We start from the raw sequence: 21751 nt of genomic DNA on the forward strand, positions 1-21751 counted from the left end.
AGTGCGTAGCGGCTACGCGGGGAAATCAGTTCACTGGACTGATTTCTGATCCCGCTTCGATGCGTAGGATAATGCGTAAAATAAATACTAGAGCGGTTACCCAGCACCCTCGTGCTTCGAGGCGGCGCTTACGCGCGTCCTCAGCATGAGGGTTTGGAAAACGCCGGTTACGACCTGTTTTGCGCAGCGTGGCCGGTGTTTTTGTCGAGGCTGTTCAGATAGTCGCCATAGGTCGTGCATTTAACATCGGGCTTGGTGCAGACTTCAGAAACAAGTCGCTCCATGGCGCGCCAATAAGCACCGTCATTCATCAGCACGAAATGGAAGCCAAGCTGCAAGGGAATGCGCTCACCGTCATATTGCTTGTCGAAGGCGGTGCGAAACGCCTTATAGGCGCGGTCCTCGAAGGCTGCCGATTGTTCCCGCACTTCCTTGCCCTTCGAATGGCGAACATAGAGATTGTAATCCATGCCGACGATCGGGCGCTGCGACGGGCCTTCCGGGATCAGCGGCAATCCAAAGGATGCGAACTGGCCTGTGAACTGAGGCAATTCCGGCCCGCGTGTGACGGATGAGGCCTGATAGCGGAAACCATTGGCCTTCAGCGCGTCCTGCACCGGTTTCGAAGCGGCGAGATAGGGCGCGCGAAAGCCGTTGATGCCGTGCAGCGCGAGGTCGCGCCAGCCGTCCGGCTCGCCGTCGATACCGTTGTTCTTGTAGGCGTCGGCGACGATGCGGCGAAACTCGCCGACTTCCTTGTTCCAGTCGGCGGTGGACCAGCTTGTGCCGTCGAAATGGCCGCAGCCATGGCTGGCAATCTCGTTGCCCTCCAGATGCGCCTGCCAGATATTACCAAGCCGGGTCACGACTTCATCATGGGTCTGGGCAAAGCCGACATTGGACGCACCCGCCTTTTTGTGCGGCGGCTGATAGCTGGCGCGGTCCTTTCGGGTCATAAGAAAGACGCAGGACAGGAAATAGGTGAAACGGGCGTTGTTCTTCTTCGCGAGTTCGCGCGAGCGCGTCCAGAGCGCATTGTCATGTGCGCCGTCGAAGGAAATCAGCACATATTGCGTTTTGACGGCAGCAGTTTCAGTTCCGGCATTCATGTCCGGTGATGTCGCCCCGGCAGGCGCACAAAAAGCCGTCGAAAGGGAAAGAGCGAGAAGAGTTTTGGGGGAGAAAACGCGCATTGCCATCAGATACCGGGAAAATCGAAGGCCGGGAAGGGGGATATGACCTCGCTATCCCTTGAATATGGCGAAGGTCGGACCGAAATTCACTTTTACGCGGGGCTTGATCTGCTTATTTCGCAGACGGGTCTTACATATGGCGACAATTCCGACTAAAAGCGCCAGAACATCTATTTCGTAAACCAGATTCAAGAACAATGGCAGGTCCATGGCAGACGACAGTTTCATTCGCGAGGTAAACGAAGAACTCCGTTCGGAACGGGCGAAGCAGGTCTGGAAGAATTTCGGCCCGATCGTGATCGGTGCTGCCGTTGCTATCGTTCTGGGCACTGCTGGCTGGGTCGGCTATCAGCATTGGACCGACAGCAAGGCATCTGCATCCGGCGACAAGTTCCTCGCGGCGCTTGACCTCGCATCGGCAGGCAAGAACGATGAGGCGCTTGCCGCGCTCGACGATCTGGAAAAGACCGGCTACGGTTCCTATCCGGTTCTGGCGCGCCTGCGTGCGGCTTCGGTTCTTGCTGGCAAGGGCGATGCGGCTGGCGCCGTGAAGGCGTTCGACGATATCGCTGCCGACAATGCCGTGCCAGGCCCTCTGCGTGATGTGGCGCGCCTGCGTGCGGGCTATCTGCTGGTCGATAGCGGTTCTTATGACGATGTCGCCAAGCGCGTCGAAACCCTGTCCGCCGATGGCAACTCGATGCGCTCCAGCGCGCGCGAAGCCCTTGGCCTTGCTGCCTGGAAGGCCGAGCGTTACGACGATGCGGCCAAATTGTTCAAGCAGATCGCCGATGACGGTTTGGCCCAGGCCAATATCCGCCAGCGCGCTAACACCATGCTGGATCTGATGCGCAGCGCAGGCGTTGCGGCACAAAGTTAAACAAAGGCTACCTTCGGGGCTGGTCTTGAACCGGCCCTGTTTCTTTCTGGAGTAATTTTCGTTCATGGGTTTCACTCTCGCTATCGTCGGGCGTCCCAATGTCGGCAAGTCCACGCTGTTCAATCGTCTCGTCGGCCGCAAGCTGGCGCTGGTGGACGACCTGCCGGGCGTCACGCGCGACAGGCGCATCCATGACGCCAAGCTCTACGACCTCAAGTTTCAGGTGATCGACACGGCTGGTCTTGAAGAGGCCGCCAACGACTCGCTGGAAGCGCGCATGCGCGCCCAGACCGAGGCCGCCATCAGCGAAGCCGATGCGGTTCTGTTCGTGGTCGATGCCAAGAACGGCCTGACGCCTGCCGACAACACCTTTGCCGAACTGGTGCGCCGCTCCGGCAAGCCGGTGGTGCTGGTGGCCAACAAAGCCGAAGCGCGCGGTGCGCAGTCGGGCCTTTACGACGCCTTCCAGCTCGGTCTTGGCGAACCGTGCCCGATTTCGGCTGAACATGGTCAGGGCATGCCCGACCTGCGCGACGCCATTGTCGAGCTTCTGGGCGAAGAACGTGTCTTTGCCGACGAGAAGGAAGCGGAAACCGCAGACGAAGTCTTCACGCCGAAGGCTGTCGGCGAGCTGATCGGTGACGACATCGAAGACCCGGATGAAGAAATCATCCCGGCCTATGATGCGACCAAGCCGCTGCGCATTGCCATTGTCGGACGCCCGAATGCGGGCAAGTCCACGATGATCAATACGATGCTCGGCGAAGATCGCCTACTGACCGGCCCGGAAGCGGGCATTACCCGTGACTCGATTTCGGTCGACTGGGAGTGGCACGGCCGCAAGATCAAGCTGTTCGACACCGCCGGTCTGCGCCGCAAGTCGCGCGTGCAGGAAAAGCTGGAAAAGCTGTCGGTCGCCGACGGCCTTCGCGCCATCCGCTTTGCGGAAGTGGTGATCATCGTGCTCGACGCGACGATCCCTTTCGAAAAGCAGGATTTGCAGATCGCCGATCTGATCATCCGTGAAGGTCGTGCACCGGTCATCGCCTTCAACAAGTGGGACCTGATCGAAGACCGCCAGATGGTTCTGGCCGATCTTTACGAAAAGACCGCCCGCCTTCTGCCGCAGGTGCGCGGACTTCGCGCCGTGCCGATTTCGGGCGAACGCGGACAGGGTCTCGACAAGCTCATGGAAAATGTCGTGAAGACCCATGAGATCTGGAACCGCCGTATTTCTACCGGCCGCCTCAATCGCTGGCTGGAAGGCGTGATCGCCCATCAGCCGCCGCCGGCCGTTTCCGGTCGCCGCCTGAAGGTGAAATATATGACGCAGGTGAAGACCCGCCCGCCGGGCTTCGTCGTGTCCTGCTCGCGCCCTGATGCGATGCCGCAATCCTATGTGCGCTATCTGATCAACGGCCTGCGCGAGACCTTTGACATGCCGGGCGTGCCGATCCGCCTTGCGCTGCGCACCTCGGACAATCCGTTCGCCGGTCGCGCCAAGAAGAAGCGATAAGCATGATGCAAAAAAGCCCGGAGCGATCCGGGCTTTTTCTTTTTGGCGCTGCTGTGCAGGCGGCATCATGCCTTTGGCAGCACGAATTCGACACGCCGGTTCTGGGCGCGACCGTCGGGATTGTCCTTGCCCTCTATGTCGTTGGGCGCGACAGGTTCGCTTTCGCCACGCCCTTCCGGTTTCAGGCGTGCTGACGGCACGCCATTGCCGACGAGAAACTCGACGACCGCCCCGGCACGCGCTTTGGAAAGCTTGAGGTTGTAGCTGTCGGAGCCCTTGGAATCCGTATGGCCGACAACCTGCACGGTGGAATCCGGTGTGCTGTCCAATATCTTGACCACATCACCCAGTGTGGACTTGGCCTTAGCCGTCAGCTTGGCGCTGTCGAAGCCGAACAGAATATCGCTTGTGACAGACAGGACGATGCTGTTGTCCGTCTCGCGCATGGTGATGTTGCCGCTCTTTTCGACAATCTGTTGCGCTGCGCCCGAAAGGCCGCGCGCGTTGCCATCTGTGCCGCCGGAAGCCGAAACCAGATCGCGGATTTCCGGCACAAGATCACGAATATAGGCGCTCTTATCCGTAGTCAGCCCTGCATCCTGCGCTGTTCCGACCGATGGCAGGCACAGCGCAGCAAAGCCGATGAGACCAAAACGGGTCAATCGATGGATCGTAGCCATTGGCTGTTCCCCCTATTCAGCGGGAACGGCGAACGGCCCAAGCGGCTCGACCCCCTTGATATAGAGCGTCACCTTCTGGTCTTTCGGCGGGGCCGGAAAGACGCCATGCCAAACGCCGACCACAGGCCCCTTGCCGAACAGCGAAACGGAGGTGGGCGTGAGCGGCTTGCCCTCGGAGTCCTTCAACAGCAGATACTTCTTGTCGCCGGCGAGAAGGTAATAATCGTTCTCGTACTCCTTGTCCGACATGGAGCTGTAAAGTGTCGAGGAAACGTTGTCGCCTTCTGTGGCATTCTTGAAGCGAACCTTGACGGTCAGCTTGTCGCCGTCGCGTATGGCGCCGCTAACCTCGGCGGTAACCTGGCCGCTGCTGTGATAGCCGGTGGCGAGCGGCTGGCCCGCTGCATCTTCAGCCTGCGCCGCAAAGGGCAGGGCGCTTGCAGTCAGCAAGACGGTGGCCAGAAGTGTACGTGAGAGAAACGCCATGAGTATCGCTTTCATTTGTTGGACAGCCGGGAGCATTATGCAGTCGGATGAAATCACCCGGCGTCGCATTCATGCGGTGAGAACAAATAAGGGAGCAGTTCAGGCGGTATCATGAGAACAGATTTGGTCGGATTATGCTCTGAAAGGTGAACCACTCCGGATGCGGGGCTGGAACCTAACAGTCTGAAAACAAAAATTCTATAAAGTTTCAAAAAACCTGCAATCTTTTACTTCAAACTTCTTTTCCGTTCGTTACATGACGGATTGGGCCGGCGTTTCAGGTATTTATTTTCGCGCCGATCTCATCCATTGGCATCAAAACGCACATTAACGGGTTGAGCTTGGCCGTCGCGGCTGCTAATCCGCCCGCTCCCCGATTTTCTCCCAAAAGGTGCAGTGATGACGAAGGCTGTTGAGAGCCTATTTGATGGCGTGACATTAGGCATCGATTTCGGCACCACCAATACGGTTTTGTCGGTTGCCAGCCCCGATGGCTCGGCGGCGGTGCTGAGCGTCGTCAAGGACGGCGCCGATGTGACCGGCTATCGCTCGATCCTCTGTTTCTGGCAGGATCGCGAAACCGGCGAACGCACGGTGGAAAGCGGCCCATGGGCGATGGATGCTTTTGTCAACGCACCGCATTCGACGCGCATGCTGCAATCCTTCAAGACCTTTGCGGCGTCCAAATCCTTCACCGATACGCCGGTCTTCGGCAAGCGCTTCAAGTTCGAGGATATTCTGACGACTTTCCTCGAAACGGTTGCGGCGCGCCTCGGCGACCGGCTGCCGCCTAAGGGCAATCGCGTGGTGATTGGGCGTCCGGTTATTTTCGCGGGCGGTTCGCCGGACGAGGAACTGGCGATGCAGCGCTACGAAAAGGCGTTTCGCGCCTTTGGCTTCACCGACATTCACTATGTCTACGAACCGGTGGCGGCAGCCTATTTCTACGCGCAGGAATTGAAGGCGGATTCAACCGTTCTGGTGGCCGACTTTGGCGGCGGCACGAGCGATTTTTCCATCGTGCGTTTTGAAGTGGGCAAGGGCGGTCTTTCCTTCACGCCGATGAGCCAGACGGGTCTTGGCATTGCGGGCGATACATTCGACTACCGCATCATCGACAATGCGGTTTCGCCATTGCTCGGCAAGGGCACGGAATATAAATCCTTCGGCAAGCGCCTGACCATGCCGAACCATTATTACGCAAATTTCGCGCGCTGGAACACGCTGTTCCTGATGAACTCCCCAGCAACGATCCGCGACCTGACCGAACTTGCCAAGCAGGCGGTCGAGCCGGAAGCGCTGGAGCATTTCATCAATCTGATCGAGAACGATTACGGCTACGAAATCTACCGTGCCGTTTCGAACCTCAAGGTCCGGTTGTCATCTGAGCGCATGGCGGAACTGCATTTCAAGGCGGATGATTTTGAAATCCGCTCGGATATCACCCGCAACGATTTCGAAAACTGGATCGCCGAGGATGTGCGCCAGATCGAACAGTCGGTGGAAGAGGCCGTCGACAAGGCAGGAATTCAATCCGGCAATATCGACCGTGTTTTTCTCACGGGCGGCACGTCTTTCGTGCCGGTCATCCGCACCGTGTTCGAGAATCGTTTCCCCGATGCGGCGGTGACCAGCTCCAACCAGTTCGATTCGATCGCCACTGGTCTGGCGCTGATCGGGCAGGATGCGGATATTGACCGCTGGTCCGTGAAGTAAGAGCGCGCATCTTTTCCGAAGATCGTTTCAAACTTTTCGGGATGCGCTCTAAGGCAGGATCTCGATCGGCGTGCCATTCGGCACTCTTGCCCAAATGTCGCGCATTTCCGCATCGGTGACGGCAATGCATCCGTCGGTCCAGTCCCACAAATGATGCGCGGCTGCCAGCCAGCCCCAGCCATTCGGCAGGCCATGGATCATGATGTTGCCGCCCGGCGCATAACCGCCCGCCGCGGCTGCCCGTTGATCATCTTCGTTCGGATAGGAAATATGCAGGCTCAGATGCGCCATTGAGCGCGGATTGCGCCAGTCGATGACATATTGTCCTTCGGGTGTCTTCTCGTCACCCTCGCGCTGCTTGTGGCCGCCATCGCCATTGCTGCCAAGCGATATGCGATAGGTGCCAATCGTCTGGCCCTGGCGCAGCAAGGTCATCTGGCGGCTGGCCTTTTCAACACGGATCGCATCGGCCTGCTGTTCTGCCTGAGCGGCGACGGGAGGCTCGACCAGGCTGACCCGCGCCATGACCTTGGTATAGCCAAACAACGCGACAGCAATGAGCACGATGGCAGCGAGAGTTTTCTTGATCATGTTGTCCGATCTGATCCGAATATGCGCAAACGAAGAGATGAAGTGCTTTTCACAGATGATTGGGGCTTTCACAAGTTCATTGTGAACGATGGTCGACGCCGATAAGGTTCGGCTCGCAATCAATGCACGCGATATGGAGCAACGTCTTGTCTATGCTGAAGAATGACGAAGCTGTGTCCGCACGATTTACTGATCGTTTGCGACAGAGCACGGAGCCCTACTGGACACAGGCCGTGACGCATCGTCTGGTCCGGGAAATCTACACCGGAACGGCATCGAAAGACGTGATGACGCGCTATCTGGTTCAGGATCACCGTTTCATCGATTGTTTCCTGTCCTTGCTCGGCGGTGCGCTCGTCAATTGCGACAGGATGGACGCGAAGCTGACCTTGGGGCGCTTCATCGGCATGATCAGCAATGACGAGAACTCCTATTTCGAGCGCGCTTTCGAAACGCTGAAGGTTGACGATGCGACGCGCTTCGATACACCCGATGCGATGGCGACGACCGGGTTCAAGGCGCTGATGCTGGAAGCGGCTAAGTCCGGTTCCTATGCTGCTTGCCTGTCCGTGCTGACCGTAGCCGAATGGCTTTATCTCGACTGGGCAGAGAAGGCGCCGAAGCCGCTGCCGGAGAATTTTGTTTTCGCCGAATGGATCATCCTGCACGACAATCCGTATTTCGTGGAATTCGTCGGCTTTCTGCGTTCGGAACTCGACCGTGTCGGACCGGCTGCCGCATCAAAATGCGAGGATTTCTTCCGACGGGCCGTGGAACTGGAGAAAGCCTTTTTCGACGCTGCCTACGAAGCTGGTAGCTAATCGGCTACCGCAACTTTCAGGCACTCTTCGATTGTCGTCTTACAGACCGGCGTTTGGGCCTGTTCCTGCTTGTTGGCGAGCCAATGCTTGTAGACGATGCGAAACTCGACATCCTTATACGCATAGGTTCTGGCGCGGGATGTGATGCGGCTTTTCTCAAGCGCTTCACCGGTTATCACCATATGCTGTGACAGCCGCTTGAAGACCCACGGCTTCGCGCCCTTCGGATGTTCGAAAACCTCGACATGATAAAAGTGGTCACCAACCGTTTCATCCGGCGTGACGTGTACTGCCGCCCAGCGCGTGACTTTCGGCGTATCGGCGAAAATGACCACGCCATTGCGTTGAAGATCCGCCATGGCCGTCGCTGGTAATAGCGTGAGCATGCAGAGGAGGGCGGCAAATATCTGTCCGGGTTTCCAGTTTCTCATCGCGGCTCCTTATCGGTAATCTGCGTGTAGATTTTTGACGAAATAACTTTCGTCCCGTTAGGTCATTTCTGTCCCTTGTCGCCCGCTCGCGCCAAAAACGCAATGAAAACAAAAGCTGGGCTGACAGCGTTAATTCTAAATTAATCAATCTTTTCAAATAGTAAACGGAAGCCCGTTAACGATACATCAAGGTTAATACTCCATTATCGGCGTTGTTAAGCATATCCCGAAATGCGTGAAAACGCGCCTCGGACACGATGTGCGCGAGAACAACAGAAGTCTGTGTGAGTGGAGTGTGCGGTGCGTCTTGTGTCGATACGAGCGCTGTTTGGTCGTCGGAAGACCGTCGCTGAGCCGGTATGGCATTATCCTGTCACGGGCTATTGCCCGGAAGAGGGGCGCTATTATGCCGTGCGTGCGAAGCCGCGTCACATCGCCCGCAAGCCGCAGCGCCTGATCCCGCTGGTGCTCACAGCTTTCGCCTATCTCTTCAATTCCAATGCGATTGCCTTTCAGGATATGGCGAGCCTCGTGCCTTCCGCCGATCTTGGCACGCATCGCTGGACGGCTTTCGTCGCCAAGGCGCCCGTCGGTTCCGTGCATCAGGCGGAAATGCCTTTTGTCGATGCAACGACGGTCACCGGCAGCATCGCAACCAACGGCATCGAAGTGCCGGGGATTGGCCGGGTTGCGCTTTCGGGTGGCAAGAAAACCGCCAAGCTCGGCCCGGATGATCCCAATCCGGATGAAAACCGCATCAACCGTACCGATAAGACGGGCCGCCTTGTCTCGGTCAAGCCAAAGGCACCAGCCAAGGCGTTCACGGCGGGCAGCATGTTCGACAAGATCAGCATGATCACCCGCCCGCCGGAAAAGACCGACGCGAAGATGGCTTTTTCCAGCAAGCTTGAGGGCAAGGAAATCGGCATCACCATGGCCTTCCATGCCGTGAAGCCGCCAAAGCCAAGAGCGGAAATGCCGGTGCAGCTGGCCAAGCTGATCACCAATGACCAGCCGGATGTGCTGGCACTGGGTTATGCGCCTTCCACACCCGATTATGGAAAAACCTCTCCCTTCGAGAGCATCCTGAAACCCGATCCAAGCGCGGGGCGGTTCGTTCCGCCGATTGGTGATGAAGATCATGGATGGGCGGCAACTCCGTTGCCGCCTTCGGCATTTAGTGCAAGCGAACAGAAATGCCTTGCCGAAGCGGTTTATTTCGAAGCGCGCGGCGAGACAGTCAAGGGACAGGTGGCTGTGGCCCAGGTGGTGCTCAACCGCGTGCGCAACCCGGCCTATCCGAACACGATCTGCGGGGCGGTCTATCAGAATCGCGACTGGCTCAATGCCTGCCAGTTTTCCTTTGCCTGCGATGGCCAGAAGCACCGTGTGACCGAGATGCCGCAATGGCGCATGGCGCAGCAGGTGGCAAAGACGGTTTCGTCCGGTCAGATCTGGCTGCCGGAAGTGGGCTCCGCCACACATTATCATGCGACCTATGTGAAGCCCTTCTGGGCACCGACCATGAAGAAGCTGACCAAGATCGGCCTTCATGTCTTCTACCGCACCTATGGCGGCGGCTGGAGCTGATAAAGCAACTCCCGAAAAAGCACGAAGCGCTTCTGTGGGGCGATTAGCCCACTGGGCTGCCCGCTGATCCTGTTGTGATCAAATCCGGATCACAACGGCAAATGCCCGCTTTAGCAAAATTGCTGCGACTTCGTTTTCATAAAATCTGGGGAAATAATGTCTGGCGTGTCGAGCTGGCCCGCTTGCGCGTTACTATTTTGATTTCATAAATTATGTAAATAATAATATATAGATAAATAAGTAATTAATACTTGGCTTAATTAGGGCATTTGAATGAATGTTTTGCAATATAGACATGTTACTTTAAAGTAAATATAAGATTGGAATCATCGGGACATAACTAATTATTTTTTGATTTGTGAGGGAAAATGAAAGTTTTAAATAAGCATTTGGCATATTTGCTTATTGGTACATCTTCTTTATTAGGTGACGCACATATTGCGACAGCGCAACAGCTGGAGCTGGACACATCATATGGAATGGATGAATTGGGACATGGCTCTTATGCCTACGGCGTCTCTGCTGACGGCAAGGTGGTTGTCGGGTCTCTCACCGGTCTGGGAACTCTCACTGCTCCTCAGAAGTGGGATAGCGAAACCGCAAGCCGGACCACTCTGACACCTTTGAACGTTCAGCTTTCCGCTCATGCTACGGCTGTGTCCACTAATGGCAGCGTCATTCTGGGGACTTTCTTTGATGGCGCTGTTACCCGCTCTATGGCATGGCTAAATGGCTCGACGATCGCGACGGAGCTTAAAGTCATCGACCCTACCGTTGATGTCACCGCCCCGGCCGTGTCCGCTGACGGGTCCACAATTGTTGGATACTACCACGACGGTACCCCGCAGCACGTCGCTCATGCAGTTAAGTGGTCGCTGGACAGCGGTTCGCCGCAGCTAAGTGAACTCAATGGTTTGGGCGCAGGAGGCTCCTCAGCAGAGGCTGTTTCCCAAGACGGGTCAGTGATCGTTGGTTCTTCAAATATAGGTGCTGCTGGTACAAACACTCATGCAGTGATGTGGCGTAACCACGCGTCTAATGCGACCAGTCTTAACACTTTGGGTGGTGATAACTCTGCCGCGATGGGCGTGTCTGCTGCAGGATCGGTGATCGTTGGTTACTCAGAATTGACCTCCGGTAATACCGCACTTCGCCATGCGACCGTATGGCGTGACGGAGCCACGACGCCAACGGATCTTGGTACGTTGACCGGTAATACCTTCTCTATGGCCCATGCTGTGTCCGCTGACGGCAGTGTCATCATCGGACTTTCGAGGAATACATCAACGGATCAGCACGCAGTCGCGTGGTATGGTGGAGGGTCGGATATTACCGATCTTGGCACTTTGGGCGGTGCGACTTCCGACACAGTTGCTGTTTCAGCAAATGGCTCTGTTATCGTTGGCAATGCGGACAATGTGAGTACAAGTCACGCTGTCGCTTGGGTTGGTGCGAACGGGTCGCTGATTGATCTTGGAACTTTGGGCGGCATAAAGTCCAACACTACCGGTGTTTCCGCTGATGGAACGGTTATTGTCGGTAATTTCCAGGATACGAATAATAAATACCACGCCGCACTCTGGAAACTCGTGAAGGTAACGCCGCCCGATCCTGAGCCGAACCCCAATCCGCCCCCTGATCCAGACCCGAACGCGAATGGGAAGCCGACGCCGACGCCCACACCTGTTGGCATTGATGTGACCAATACGGTTGATACGGTTGCAGCACTTGCGCACGACACCTTCGCCGTCATGGGATCGCAAGGCGCGATTGTCGGTCGTCTGATGGGCGGCAGCAGCAGCGGTCAGGGCTTCAACGATTTCTCCGGTGCTGGCCTTGGAATGGCTAAGGCAGGTGAAAGCTGGTACGGCATCTATTCCGATGTCGGTCGCGCAGGTGATAGCAAGGATGTTCTCGGCTGGATGACACTTGGTCATGCCTTCACCGATAATTTCTCGGCAGGCGCAACCATTGCGCACACGTTCTGGCAGGACATGCCGGACAATTACGACCACACCAACAACAATATTGGTGGCGGCATCTATGCCCAGTGGAAAGACAGCACCCAGAGCGGAACCTGGTATATACGCGGTTCTGCGGCGATCAATCGTTATGATACTGAGCGCACACGCCAGGTTCTGGGCTATACCGAACCCGGCAGCGGCGACAGCACCATCAATGGCTGGGGCGTGCAGCTGGAAGCAGGGCAGTCGTTTGATCTCGGCAACAAGTCGTCGTTCGGCTATTACGGCGGCTTGAACTATACCGACCTGAAGATGGACGGCTATACCGAAACCGGCGTCTATTTCCCATTCACCTATTCGGATGTGAAGTCGCAACGCACGACCGCCTATTTCGGCCTCAACTATGGTATGGCGCTGACCGACAAGGTCAATTGGTCCGTCAATGCGGAGATCGAGCAGGATCTTTCGCACAAGGATCCGAGCGTGATCGCCAGTGCTGACTATATCGGCGCATTCGAGTTCGGTTCTGATAACGCCCATACACGCGGCAGCCTGTCGACCACGGTTTCCTATGCGTTCAGCGATGCGGTCAGCATCGGTGTGACGCCTTATGTGAACCGCACGCTGGACAAGGATACAGCATTCGGCGCGATCATCGGCCTTTCCGGCAAGTTCTAGGGCTTGCCACGATAGGCGCACGGTTCCGCATGAATGGAAAAGCCGGAGCCGATGACAGTTCGGCGGCGGCGTTCCGTTTGACGGAAGCTGATCTAATAAGCACAGACAGGCGGGAGAGAGTGACCTCTTCCGCCTGTGTCATTTCAAGGCGTGCTGTTTCCATCGCCGCAATTGGATGCTTTCGATTGCCCGCATTGGTCAATCTTGCAGGACGACTCTTCTGGTTAAAGTGCAAAGCGGGCTTGTCCGGTGCGAAATGTGCTCATTCGCGCTGTGCCCACCGTGATCGGCTGGGGATAGCGGCAACGAAAAAGTGAAGGATTCGCGCCACATTCTTCGTCTTTGGGCGGAAAATGAGTCGCACCATTGGCTATCCAATTGTTTTTTATGAATAAAAAACCTTCTGGAGCAGTGGCTTCACCGCCTTGACTACCGGGCGGCGTGTCAATATGTTGCGCGCAACTTGGAAATGGGTTTTTGAACCTGCCTTTCTTGAAAAAAAGGAGCTGCCAATGGCACGGGGAATTGAGCCCGAAACGCCATCCGGTGCTGTCAAGGATGGGCAAGGGCAACCTGCTTCCGGGGAGCTGGATCAGCGTTTGAACCGTCTTGAGGCCGAATTGGTCAAAAAAGGCATGTTCAAAAAGCCAGCTTCCGAGGAGGAGCGGTCGGAAACGGCAAGTTCGGTCGCACAGGCCATGAAACTTTCCAGCGAGTTTATCGCGGGAATCGTGGTGGGTGCGGTACTTGGCTGGTTTATCGATCGTGTCGCCGGTACGTCGCCTTGGGGATTGATCGTATTTCTCCTACTGGGCTTCGCAGCGGGTGTCCTCAATGTGCTTCGTTCCGTAGGTTATGTCGCCGATCAAGGCGGCATTAAGACTAACGCGGAAAAGAGTGACAGGAAATAAGCCTTGTCGGACTTTACGGTAAAGTTCGTTCAAGTGTAAGTGATAGGCGGGCCGGATGCATGTCGGGCCCCGAGACTGAAACGCCTTCGGGTAGACCAAGTCGCCTTCGGGCAGACCAAATCGCCTTAGGGCAGGCCAAATCGCCTTCGGGCAGGGAAGACAGACGAGGTTAAGGTGGCGAACGATCCGATCCATCAGTTCCAGATTTCTCGGTGGATTCCCATCGATGTAGGCGGCGTTGACCTGTCGTTCACGAATGTTTCGGCTTTCATGGTCGCAACTGTCGTGGTCGCTTCGGGCTTCCTTTATCTGACGTCTTCGGGCCGCGGTCTTATCCCGACCCGTCTGCAGTCGGTTTCGGAAATGGCCTATGAATTTGTGGCGACAAGCCTCAGGGATTCGGCCGGATCGAAGGGCATGAAGTTCTTCCCCTTCGTCTTCTCGCTGTTCATGTTCGTGCTGGTCGCGAATTTCATCGGTCTCTTCCCGTATTTCTACACTGTAACCAGCCAGATCATCGTGACGTTCGCTCTCGCGTGTCTGGTCATCGGTACGGTCATCATCTACGGTTTCTTCAAGCACGGTTTCGGCTTCCTCAAGCTGTTCGTACCGAGCGGCGTTCCCGGCATTATCGTGCCGCTGGTTGTCGCCATTGAAATCATCTCGTTCCTGTCGCGTCCGATCAGCCTCTCAGTTCGTCTTTTCGCGAACATGCTCGCAGGCCACATCACGCTCAAGGTTTTTGCCGGCTTCGTTGTTTCGCTGGCAGCCCTTGGTCCGATCGGCGTCGGCGGCGCGGTCCTGCCGCTCATCATGACGGTTGCGATCACCGCACTCGAATTCCTCGTAGCCTTCCTCCAGGCCTACGTGTTTACCGTTCTCACCTGCATGTACATCAACGACGCAGTACATCCGGGACACTGAGTTCAAACCGGCGGGCGACCGCCAGAACTGAAATCCGCGCTTATATTTCAATCCAGAAGGAGCTTAACATGGAAGCGGAAGCAGCAAAGTACATCGGCGCCGGTCTCGCCTGTTTCGGTATGGCCGGTACGGCTCTCGGCCTCGGCAACATCTTCGGCCAATACCTCTCCGGCGCTCTGCGCAACCCGTCCGCTGCTGACAGCCAGTTCGGCCGTCTGGTGTTCGGTTTCGCCGTTACGGAAGCTCTGGGCATCTTCTCGCTGCTCATCGCGCTTCTGCTCCTCTTCGCCGTCTAATAAACGGTTTAAGAGTCTGGCCTGCCGCGATCTGTATCTCGTAATGCAGCGCGGCTGGCCTTTGCATATGACGTCTGAGTAGGCATGATCCCGGAAGACGGGAACCGGTTTTCGGATCAGATCATGCTGGATTTAAGGGGAAATCTGGATGTTCGTGTCCACGGCGTTTGCCCAAACCGCCACCGAATCGCAACCGGCACCAGCTGCTGGCGAGCACGGCGCAGCCGATGCTGTGCACACCGAAACCGGGGTCGCGCACGATGCCGGACACGGCAGCGGCGTATTCCCTCCGTTCGATTCCACCCATTACGCCTCACAGGTTCTGTGGCTGGCGATCACGTTCGGTCTTTTCTATCTGTTCATGTCCCGCGTGGTTCTGCCGCGTATCGGCGGCGTGATCGAAACCCGTCGTGACCGTATTGCTCAGGATCTCGAGCAGGCTGCCCGTCTCAAGCAGGATGCCGACAACGCCATCGTTGCTTATGAGCAGGAATTGGCCCAGGCCCGCACCAAGGCTGCTTCGATTGCCGAAGCTGCTCGCGAAAAGGGCAAGGGCGAAGCAGACGCCGAGCGCGCTGCTGCTGAAGCCACTCTGGAAAGCAAGCTCAAGGAAGCCGAAGACCGCATCGCTGCGATCAAGGCCAAGGCCATGAGCGACGTCGGCACCATCGCCGAGGAAACCACGGCTGAAATCGTCGAACAGCTTCTGGGCACCAAAGCCGACAAGGCTTCGGTAACCGCCGCTGTCAAGGCCGCGAACGCCTGAGGAGAGGTCAATGGACGCTACATTTTGGGCACTTGTTGGCCTCATCATCTTCCTGGCGATCCTCGCCTATTTGAAAGTTCCGGCTATGGTTGGCCGTTCGCTCGATGAGCGTGCAGACCACATCAAGAAGGAACTGGAAGAGGCCCGTACGCTGCGTGAAGAAGCTCAGCAGCTTTTGGCCGAATACCATCGCAAGCGTAAGGAAGCCGAAAAGGAAGCAGGCGATATCGTCGCCGCTGCCGAACGCGAAGCCAAGGCTCTTCTCGAAGATGCCAAGCGTGCGACTGAAGAATATGTGGCCCGCCGTAACAAGTTGGCTGAACAGAAGATCGCAACCGCTGAAGTCGACGCTATCAATGCCGTCCGTGCTTCGGCTGTGGATCTCGCTGTTGCCGCCGCTGGTAAGCTTGTCGCAGACAAGGTTGACACGAAGGTCTCCGGCGGTCTGTTCAAGGACGCACTGGTTCAGGTCAAGTCGAACATGAACTAAGGTTTTCGCGACCGTTAGAGTTTTGAAATGCCGCCTGAAAGGGCGGCATTTTTGTTTTGAACAGAGCTTTGAGCACGTCTCAAAGAGCGCGAAGTGCCTTTGCTGGGCCAGATAATACGTGCGTAAAAACATAGTTGGAGCGTCACGACGTTCACCCTTCATTGAAGCCGCTCCGAGGCTTTGCGTACCGACACCGCACGCCAAGTGGTGGGTCGGAGCAGGCAGGCTGTGCGCAGATGCTCTGGAGCACACCCGAAAAGTTTCCGCCTGATCCATGGACATCCGACCTGCTTCAGCTCGATTAGATGTGCATTCAATGATCAGGGCATGTCGAACAATGCCAACGGATGCGGCGGCTGGCGCAGTCGTATCTAAGAACCTGTTCCAAAAGTCGCCTTGTGTGGCAGCAAATGGCAATTTGAGATTTGCTTTCGCATAATCTGAACCGAAAAGTCTGCAACTTTTCGGAATTATGCGAGGCTTCCGGTGCTTACGTACCTTTAGTACGCCCCGCTCCGGTACGCGAAAATTACCATTTTCGCACACACATGCCGCTTTTTGATTCAGGCTCTGATACCGCTCAGCGGTGAGGTTCAAACCGTCCCTTGATCGGCGCGAAAGTGTAACGGTGAAGGCCGGGTACGGGGCCGTTACTTTCGATCGCCGTGCGGTGTCTGGCCGTTCCATAGCCCGCATGAACTTCCATGCCGTAGATGGCGTGGACGCTGCCTACGCGTTCCATCATGCGATCCCGTGTCACCTTCGCGATAATAGAGGCTGCCGCAATCGACACCGAACGCTGATCACCCTTCACCAGGGCGGAGCCGGGGCAGGGAAGGCCGGTTGGTACATCACGACCGTCAACCAATGCATGGCAAGGCTGCAAGACGAGACCGTGCACAGCGCGGCGCATCGCTTCCAGCGCGGCTTTGCGAATATCTGTTGCGTCGATACTGCGCGCGCTGAGGCTCGCGACGGAAACACTCACGGCCTTGGTCAGAATGGTCTCATAGAGAGCATTGCGCTTGGCGGTATTTAGACGCTTGGAATCGTCCAGCCCGTCGGGAACATCGCTTGCGTCCAGCAGCACGGCGGCAGCTACGACCGGCCCGGCCAGAGGCCCACGCCCCGCTTCATCGATGCCGACAATGTGGCGAAGCCCACGCGCAAGAAGCTTCGCTTCTTCTGAGAAGTCTGGAGCCAGCGGAATATCGAAGAGAAGGGGAGAATCAGAAGCCGTGCGTTTCATAAGGTGGCGATGTTCGCATTGCCCCCGATTCTCCGCAAGGTCCTGCCAAGAGGAATGGTGGCGGGAAGCAGGACCTTATCCGCCTGAGGGGACAGGCGGAAGCTGATTTGGACTTCGATCGCATCTTGATCTGATTGGATCAGACCAGCGCTCTAAGTCGCCTTACAGAGAGAATAATCTTGCTGATCTTCGTGCCTCACTCTGGTTCAATTGCGCTCTGGATTGCACTTTGTGTGGTGTCAAAACAATGACAGCTGCTTGCCGCCTTTCTGGACGGGTTCGAACAGATCGGTGCGCAGGTGTTTGCGTTGTGTATTGATGCCGAGCTTACGGGCGGCCATTTCGAACCTGCGGCCGATCTGCCAGGCATAAGGGCCGGTGCCGCGCATCCGCTTGCTCCATTCGGCGTCGTAATCCTTGCCGTCGCGCATGGAGCGCACCAGCGACATCACATGCCGGTAGCGGTCCGGATAATTGCGCAGCAGCCAGTCCTTGAACAAGGGCGCCACTTCCAGCGGCAGGCGCAGCAGCACGTAACCAGCCTCGCGCGCACCCTGCGCATAAGCCGCGTCAAGAATACGTTCGATCTCGTGATCGTTGATGCCCGGAATGACGGGTCCCATCAACACTGAAGCTGGAATGCCCGCGTCGGTCAGCTTGCGGATTGCCTGAAGGCGCAGGCTTGGCGTGGACGCGCGCGGCTCCATCGTGCGCGCCAGATGTGCGTCCAGCGTCGTCACCGAAAGCGCAACCTTGGCGAGGCCCTTTTCGGCCATGCGGCTCAATATGTCGATGTCACGCACAACAAGGGCGGATTTCGTCACGATACCGACCGGGTGATTGGCCGCTTCCAGCACTTCGAGAATTTCACGCATGATGCGCCATTTCTTCTCGATTGGCTGATACGGATCGGTATTGGTGCCGATGGCGATCGTCTTCGGCTGATAGCCTGCCTTGGCCAGTTCGCGCTCAAGCAGGCGCGGCGCATCCGGCTTGGCGAACAGGCGCGCCTCGAAATCGAGACCTGCCGACAGACCCATATAGCTATGCGTCGGGCGGGCGAAACAATAGATGCAGCCATGCTCGCAACCACGATAGGGATTGATCGAACGGTCGAAGCTGATGTCGGGTGAATCGTTGCGGGTGATGATCGTGCGCGGCTTCTCCACCTGAACATCGGTGTTGAAGGCAGGCAATTCCTCCAGCGTCGTCCAGCCGTCGTCGAAATCCTGGCGGGTGGTCGGCTCGAAGCGTCCCGTCGGATTGATGCCCGCACCACGCCCGCGCCGCCGGCTGTGATCAATGCGCAGACCCGCTTCGCTGACAAGCGCATTGGCATGCTCCGCACGGCCTGTGCCGAATGCGGCTATATCGGCCTGCTTGATGATATCTGCGTGCTGGATCGCTGCCATCTTCATCTCCCTGCGGAGCTTCAAAGCATGTCCGGATTAGCCTTTGATGGCTTGCAAGCGGCAATGCTTCTGGTAATTGTCCGACTCTGTCTGATGAATCTATTCCTATCCGATGAATTGGAACAAAGCAAGAACATACTGCGTTCTGCTTCCAGTTCACGCGGTGTTGATATATGAAGCGTCCATGTTGTCCGTGATCATTGAAACACTGAATTCCGAAAAGCCTTTGGCGCACACACTGTCGGCGCTCGTGCCCGCCGTAGTGGAGGGGCTGGTGCGGCGTGTTCTGGTAATCGATGAAGGCTCTTCAGACGAAACCGCACTGGTTGCCATTGGCGCTGGATGCTCATTCAACGATGGTACGGATATGGAAGCAGCTCTCGGTGAGATCCGCACGCCATGGGTTCTGATTTTGGCTCCGGGAGCCGTACCGCAGGACGGCTGGGAACAAGTGGTTCGTCGCCATATCGATGGCGCAAGCGGGCCTGCGCGGTTCGCGCCTGCCAGAGAGGGCAGGTTGGGCGGTCTGAAGACTGCATTGTTCGGCGGTGGGGCAGCGCTCGATGCCGGGCTTCTGGTTCGGCTGGAGGCGATCAAGCCGCTGCTGATCGACGGGATGGCTTTCGCGCAATTGCCGCGCCAGTTGAAGCCGGTGCGCCTCAAACATGGCATCTATCCGCCAGAGCAGGATTAAAATCCAAAACAGAAAAAGGCGAAGCCGGAGCTTCGCCTTTTTGCAAGATAACAGCTTTCGCTCTATCTTGATTAGTTCTGGTAGCTCGAAGGCGAAGCGTCGCCAAAACGATGAGCCGAACCATCCTGATAGGTCGAACCCGTATTGATCGTAGCGGTTGCGGTATGATCAACGGTCTGCGAAGTAACCGGCGTGCGGTCGTTTGCATAAAGATCGGCAGGTTCGCCAACATGTGGGTTTTCAGCGAAAGCAGCGCCGGCGCTAAGAGCAACGGCAACGGCAGCGAGAGCAAACTTATTCATTTTCATATTCCTTTAAAGATCGCCCTTCGGATGGTGCCCGAACCAATCGGGAAGCAAGTAAGGGCACCCGGGTGGCTAAGGCACCATCCTTCGGGGAGATAACTGTTGGAGCCGTGTTTGTTATCGAGGCCCGGCCTTGGGCGTCAGCGTTTGTGCGCGACGCCCGTTATGCGATTAGGCTGGATTAGTTCCGGTAGCTCGAAGGCGAAGCATCGCCAAAACGGTTTGCAGAACCATCCTGGGAAACCGAACCCGATTGGATCGTGGCGGTTGCGGTACGATCAACGGTCTGCGAAGCAACCGGGGTGCGGTCGTTTGCATAGAGGTTTTCAGGTTCGCCAACATGTGGGTTTTCAGCGAAAGCAGCACCAGCGGTCAGAGCGAGGGCAGCAGCAGCAAGAACAAGCTTCTTCATTTTCGTATTCCTTTATAAAATTGCCGCGCGAATGACACCCATTCACTGGGGCCTGTTCGGGGCGCCCGGTTGGCTAAAATGCCATCCATCGGGGAGGGGGATTGAACAGAAGGCCGGGATTGCTTGGGAGGGTTCCGGCCTGTGGGCGTCAGCGGCATTTTGCGCGACGCCCATAATGCGGTCAGGCTATCTTAGTTCTCAAAGCTCGAAGGCGAAGCATCGCCAAAGCGGTTTGCAGAACCATCCTGTGAAACCATACCCCTGTGGGTAGCGTTGATCGTTGCGGTTGCAGTGTGATCAACGGTCTGTGCAGCAACCGGAGTACGGTCGTTTGCATAAAGGTTTTCAGGTTCGCCAACATATGGGTTTTCAGCGAAAGCAGCGCCGGCGCTTAGAGCGAGGGCGGCAGCAGCAAGAACAATCTTTTTCATTTCCTATCTCCTTGGAAATTGGAGCGGCGTTTCTTTTTCGTCGCTCCGATGCACCTGAAATGGGTGACAGTGGAGAAAAGTTCCAGTCACGAAAATGTTTTATTAATCACACATTCGTGCTCGTTAATATTCGGAAACATTCAGAGATTAGAAAAATATGTTATTTAAAACAATATGTTGATTGATATACCAGCATTCACGTGTCTGTTATATGACGGTTTTTGTTCATAAATCGCGAACAGAGTGTACGTGTTTATTGTCCAATCAGAGTGAACAATAGCTAGCTTCTGAATAGGATGGTATCGACTGTGGCCGGAATGAGGTTTTCTTCGGGCGGCCCGAAGGTTGCCGCGTCGTTGCGATTCACAGTGAATCAGCATGGGCTCGATAAGGTTGCCAGCTTTAAGAGGCGGCTGTGCCGGTGGCGATGACAAACCAGCCCGGCTTTTCGGCGCGGATTTGGGCTGCTGCTGCCTGCAAGGCATGATCATCGGCGAAGATTGCGAAGCAGGTCGCGCCGGAACCCGACATCTGGGCGTAAAGCGCATCGCTGGCGCGCAGCAAGGCGAGCTTGTCGCCGATCTGCGGGGCGAGGCCAAGTGCTGGCGACAGAAGATCGTTGCGGGTGGCGCCAAGATAATGGCAGAGCGCACCGAGTTCGCTTTGCCCGGGCGGCAGCAAGGCGGGATTGTCCCGCTTGTCGAGGGCGCGGAATACGTCGGGTGTGGCAAGCGCCGTACCGTCATTGACGAGCAGCAGCGGCAGGGCCGGAAGTCCGGTAACGGGGGCGAGGTCTTCGCCGATGCCGCGCGCCGTCAGCGGCGTGCCATGCGCCGCACCGTGCAGGCACATGGGCAAATCAGCGCCGAGCACCAGGCCGAGGACCGCCAGCGTGTCGAAGTCACAATTCAGCGCCCACAGCGTGTCGAGGGCAAGCAAGGTCGCCGCCGCATCGCTGGAACCACCGCCAATGCCCGACGCGATGGGCAGGTTTTTTTCAAGATGAATGGCAACGGGCGGCAGATCGCAGGCGGCATGCGCCCGCAACGCATCGCGTGCCTTGAGCACCAGATTACCACCATCCAGAGGGACAGAAGAGGCGAAAGGTCCACTGACCGTGAACTCGTCTTCCGTCGCATCGGCAACTGTGATCGTGTCGCCAAAGCGGGCAAAGGCCACCAGCATGTCGAGCAGATGATAGCCGTCTTCACGCCGCCCGGTGACGTGCAGCGCGAGGTTGATTTTCGCCGGGGCAAGACGGGTAACAGACCGGCTGGCAACAGGCCGGGCGCGCAACAGAGTGTCGGTCATCGAG

Annotated in this window: 23 protein-coding genes; 12 read left to right on the forward strand and 11 right to left on the reverse strand. The window is 56.8% G+C overall.

Translation table 11 applies throughout. The features are described from left to right. Positions 1–167: 167 nt before the first annotated feature. Positions 168–1193, reverse strand: coding sequence for a polysaccharide deacetylase (locus tag FHW03_RS03535; protein WP_182519432.1), 1026 nt, complete (start codon positions 1191–1193; stop codon positions 168–170). Positions 1194–1401: 208 nt separating this feature from the next. On the opposite strand from FHW03_RS03535, the gene FHW03_RS03540 reads away from it, so the two are divergent. Both FHW03_RS03540 and der read left to right on the forward strand, forming a co-directional pair. Beyond that, a complete protein-coding gene (locus FHW03_RS03540; protein ID WP_182519370.1) occupies positions 1402–2073 on the forward strand; it encodes a tetratricopeptide repeat protein in 672 nt (223 codons plus the stop codon). A 64-nt stretch (positions 2074–2137) separates the two neighbouring features. After that, a complete protein-coding gene (gene der / locus FHW03_RS03545; RefSeq protein ID WP_151590288.1) occupies positions 2138–3589 on the forward strand; it encodes a ribosome biogenesis GTPase Der in 1452 nt (483 codons plus the stop codon). A 65-nt stretch (positions 3590–3654) separates the two neighbouring features. Here the strand turns inward: der and FHW03_RS03550 are convergent, their stop codons facing one another. Both FHW03_RS03550 and FHW03_RS03555 read right to left on the reverse strand, forming a co-directional pair. After that, positions 3655–4269 carry an OmpA family protein gene (locus FHW03_RS03550; protein WP_182519371.1) on the reverse strand — a complete coding sequence of 205 codons (615 nt, stop codon included), beginning with the start codon at positions 4267–4269 and terminating at the stop codon, positions 3655–3657. 12 nt (positions 4270–4281) lie between these two features. Continuing rightward, the gene (locus tag FHW03_RS03555) at positions 4282–4770 is read right to left on the reverse strand and encodes a hypothetical protein (RefSeq protein ID WP_182519372.1); all 489 of its coding nucleotides are present in this window, start codon (positions 4768–4770) and stop codon (positions 4282–4284) included. 384 nt (positions 4771–5154) lie between these two features. Between FHW03_RS03555 and FHW03_RS03560 the strand changes: the two genes are divergently transcribed. Next, entirely contained in the window at positions 5155–6471 is a 1317-nt protein-coding gene (locus FHW03_RS03560; RefSeq protein WP_182519373.1) for an Hsp70 family protein, read from the forward strand. 48 nt (positions 6472–6519) lie between these two features. Here the strand turns inward: FHW03_RS03560 and FHW03_RS03565 are convergent, their stop codons facing one another. Then, complete coding sequence (locus FHW03_RS03565) at positions 6520–7062, reverse strand: L,D-transpeptidase family protein (protein ID WP_182519374.1); 543 nt, start codon at positions 7060–7062, stop codon at positions 6520–6522. A gap of 152 nt (positions 7063–7214) precedes the next feature. Between FHW03_RS03565 and FHW03_RS03570 the strand changes: the two genes are divergently transcribed. Then, the gene (locus FHW03_RS03570) at positions 7215–7883 is read left to right on the forward strand and encodes a TenA family protein (RefSeq protein WP_182519433.1); all 669 of its coding nucleotides are present in this window, start codon (positions 7215–7217) and stop codon (positions 7881–7883) included. Here FHW03_RS03570 and FHW03_RS03575 read toward each other — a convergent pair. Next, positions 7880–8314: a DUF5086 family protein gene (locus FHW03_RS03575; protein ID WP_377514012.1), complete on the reverse strand. Its 435-nt coding sequence runs from the start codon at positions 8312–8314 to the stop codon at positions 7880–7882. The genes FHW03_RS03570 and FHW03_RS03575 overlap by 4 nt on opposite strands. Positions 8315–8614: 300 nt before the next feature. Between FHW03_RS03575 and FHW03_RS03580 the strand changes: the two genes are divergently transcribed. The 7 genes from FHW03_RS03580 to FHW03_RS03610 all read left to right on the forward strand — a co-directional run bounded on the left by FHW03_RS03580 (position 8615) and on the right by FHW03_RS03610 (position 15933). After that, the gene (locus FHW03_RS03580) at positions 8615–9904 is read left to right on the forward strand and encodes a cell wall hydrolase (RefSeq protein WP_182519375.1); all 1290 of its coding nucleotides are present in this window, start codon (positions 8615–8617) and stop codon (positions 9902–9904) included. Between the two features lie 479 nt (positions 9905–10383). Next, positions 10384–12546 (forward strand): autotransporter domain-containing protein, encoded by a 2163-nt coding sequence (locus tag FHW03_RS03585; protein ID WP_182519376.1) that lies wholly within the window; start codon positions 10384–10386, stop codon positions 12544–12546. 512 nt (positions 12547–13058) lie between these two features. Continuing rightward, positions 13059–13457 (forward strand): AtpZ/AtpI family protein, encoded by a 399-nt coding sequence (locus FHW03_RS03590; RefSeq protein WP_182519435.1) that lies wholly within the window; start codon positions 13059–13061, stop codon positions 13455–13457. A gap of 174 nt (positions 13458–13631) precedes the next feature. Then, a complete protein-coding gene (locus FHW03_RS03595; RefSeq protein ID WP_078337997.1) occupies positions 13632–14381 on the forward strand; it encodes a F0F1 ATP synthase subunit A in 750 nt (249 codons plus the stop codon). Between the two features lie 68 nt (positions 14382–14449). After that, positions 14450–14677 (forward strand): F0F1 ATP synthase subunit C, encoded by a 228-nt coding sequence (locus FHW03_RS03600; RefSeq protein WP_002963544.1) that lies wholly within the window; start codon positions 14450–14452, stop codon positions 14675–14677. A gap of 148 nt (positions 14678–14825) precedes the next feature. Further along, positions 14826–15443 (forward strand): F0F1 ATP synthase subunit B, encoded by a 618-nt coding sequence (locus FHW03_RS03605; protein WP_182519377.1) that lies wholly within the window; start codon positions 14826–14828, stop codon positions 15441–15443. Positions 15444–15453: 10 nt separating this feature from the next. Next, the gene (locus tag FHW03_RS03610; protein WP_109368424.1) at positions 15454–15933 is read left to right on the forward strand and encodes a F0F1 ATP synthase subunit B; all 480 of its coding nucleotides are present in this window, start codon (positions 15454–15456) and stop codon (positions 15931–15933) included. A gap of 580 nt (positions 15934–16513) precedes the next feature. Here FHW03_RS03610 and FHW03_RS03615 read toward each other — a convergent pair. Further along, positions 16514–17182 carry a ribonuclease HII gene (locus FHW03_RS03615; protein ID WP_182519378.1) on the reverse strand — a complete coding sequence of 223 codons (669 nt, stop codon included), beginning with the start codon at positions 17180–17182 and terminating at the stop codon, positions 16514–16516. A gap of 239 nt (positions 17183–17421) precedes the next feature. After that, entirely contained in the window at positions 17422–18594 is a 1173-nt protein-coding gene (locus FHW03_RS03620; RefSeq protein ID WP_182519379.1) for a PA0069 family radical SAM protein, read from the reverse strand. A gap of 184 nt (positions 18595–18778) precedes the next feature. On the opposite strand from FHW03_RS03620, the gene FHW03_RS03625 reads away from it, so the two are divergent. Then, positions 18779–19288 (forward strand): glycosyl transferase, encoded by a 510-nt coding sequence (locus FHW03_RS03625; protein ID WP_182519380.1) that lies wholly within the window; start codon positions 18779–18781, stop codon positions 19286–19288. Positions 19289–19359: 71 nt separating this feature from the next. On the opposite strand, the gene FHW03_RS03630 is transcribed toward FHW03_RS03625, so the two are convergent. From FHW03_RS03630 to FHW03_RS03645, 4 genes are all read right to left on the reverse strand, one after another. Further along, a complete protein-coding gene (locus FHW03_RS03630; protein ID WP_182519381.1) occupies positions 19360–19590 on the reverse strand; it encodes a hypothetical protein in 231 nt (76 codons plus the stop codon). Positions 19591–19774: 184 nt separating this feature from the next. Continuing rightward, a complete protein-coding gene (locus tag FHW03_RS03635; RefSeq protein ID WP_182519382.1) occupies positions 19775–20005 on the reverse strand; it encodes a hypothetical protein in 231 nt (76 codons plus the stop codon). 191 nt (positions 20006–20196) lie between these two features. Next, entirely contained in the window at positions 20197–20436 is a 240-nt protein-coding gene (locus tag FHW03_RS03640; protein WP_182519383.1) for a hypothetical protein, read from the reverse strand. 402 nt (positions 20437–20838) lie between these two features. Continuing rightward, positions 20839–21747 carry a 4-(cytidine 5'-diphospho)-2-C-methyl-D-erythritol kinase gene (locus FHW03_RS03645; protein ID WP_182519384.1) on the reverse strand — a complete coding sequence of 303 codons (909 nt, stop codon included), beginning with the start codon at positions 21745–21747 and terminating at the stop codon, positions 20839–20841. Between the last annotated feature and the right edge of the window lie 4 nt (positions 21748–21751).

It is taken from the genome of Ochrobactrum sp. RH2CCR150 (genome assembly GCA_014138095.1).
In the GTDB taxonomy this organism is placed as follows: domain Bacteria; phylum Pseudomonadota; class Alphaproteobacteria; order Rhizobiales; family Rhizobiaceae; genus Brucella; species Brucella gambitense.

Excerpts from the sequence above, each read along its gene's own strand:
- FHW03_RS03535 (WP_182519432.1), bottom strand. The coding sequence starts at position 1,193 with ATGCGCGTTTTCTCCCCCAAAACTCTTCTCGCTCTTTCCCTTTCGACG.
- FHW03_RS03540 (WP_182519370.1), top strand. The coding sequence starts at position 1,402 with ATGGCAGACGACAGTTTCATTCGCGAGGTAAACGAAGAACTCCGTTCG.
- der (WP_151590288.1), top strand. The coding sequence starts at position 2,138 with ATGGGTTTCACTCTCGCTATCGTCGGGCGTCCCAATGTCGGCAAGTCC.
- FHW03_RS03550 (WP_182519371.1), bottom strand. The coding sequence starts at position 4,269 with ATGGCTACGATCCATCGATTGACCCGTTTTGGTCTCATCGGCTTTGCT.
- FHW03_RS03555 (WP_182519372.1), bottom strand. The coding sequence starts at position 4,770 with ATGAAAGCGATACTCATGGCGTTTCTCTCACGTACACTTCTGGCCACC.
- FHW03_RS03560 (WP_182519373.1), top strand. The coding sequence starts at position 5,155 with ATGACGAAGGCTGTTGAGAGCCTATTTGATGGCGTGACATTAGGCATC.
- FHW03_RS03565 (WP_182519374.1), bottom strand. The coding sequence starts at position 7,062 with ATGATCAAGAAAACTCTCGCTGCCATCGTGCTCATTGCTGTCGCGTTG.
- FHW03_RS03570 (WP_182519433.1), top strand. The coding sequence starts at position 7,215 with ATGCTGAAGAATGACGAAGCTGTGTCCGCACGATTTACTGATCGTTTG.
- FHW03_RS03575 (WP_377514012.1), bottom strand. The coding sequence starts at position 8,314 with ATGAGAAACTGGAAACCCGGACAGATATTTGCCGCCCTCCTCTGCATG.
- FHW03_RS03585 (WP_182519376.1), top strand. The coding sequence starts at position 10,384 with ATGGATGAATTGGGACATGGCTCTTATGCCTACGGCGTCTCTGCTGAC.
- FHW03_RS03590 (WP_182519435.1), top strand. The coding sequence starts at position 13,059 with ATGGCACGGGGAATTGAGCCCGAAACGCCATCCGGTGCTGTCAAGGAT.
- FHW03_RS03600 (WP_002963544.1), top strand. The coding sequence starts at position 14,450 with ATGGAAGCGGAAGCAGCAAAGTACATCGGCGCCGGTCTCGCCTGTTTC.
- FHW03_RS03605 (WP_182519377.1), top strand. The coding sequence starts at position 14,826 with ATGTTCGTGTCCACGGCGTTTGCCCAAACCGCCACCGAATCGCAACCG.
- FHW03_RS03610 (WP_109368424.1), top strand. The coding sequence starts at position 15,454 with ATGGACGCTACATTTTGGGCACTTGTTGGCCTCATCATCTTCCTGGCG.
- FHW03_RS03615 (WP_182519378.1), bottom strand. The coding sequence starts at position 17,182 with ATGAAACGCACGGCTTCTGATTCTCCCCTTCTCTTCGATATTCCGCTG.
- FHW03_RS03620 (WP_182519379.1), bottom strand. The coding sequence starts at position 18,594 with ATGGCAGCGATCCAGCACGCAGATATCATCAAGCAGGCCGATATAGCC.
- FHW03_RS03625 (WP_182519380.1), top strand. The coding sequence starts at position 18,779 with ATGTTGTCCGTGATCATTGAAACACTGAATTCCGAAAAGCCTTTGGCG.
- FHW03_RS03630 (WP_182519381.1), bottom strand. The coding sequence starts at position 19,590 with ATGAATAAGTTTGCTCTCGCTGCCGTTGCCGTTGCTCTTAGCGCCGGC.
- FHW03_RS03635 (WP_182519382.1), bottom strand. The coding sequence starts at position 20,005 with ATGAAGAAGCTTGTTCTTGCTGCTGCTGCCCTCGCTCTGACCGCTGGT.
- FHW03_RS03640 (WP_182519383.1), bottom strand. The coding sequence starts at position 20,436 with ATGAAAAAGATTGTTCTTGCTGCTGCCGCCCTCGCTCTAAGCGCCGGC.
- FHW03_RS03645 (WP_182519384.1), bottom strand. The coding sequence starts at position 21,747 with ATGACCGACACTCTGTTGCGCGCCCGGCCTGTTGCCAGCCGGTCTGTT.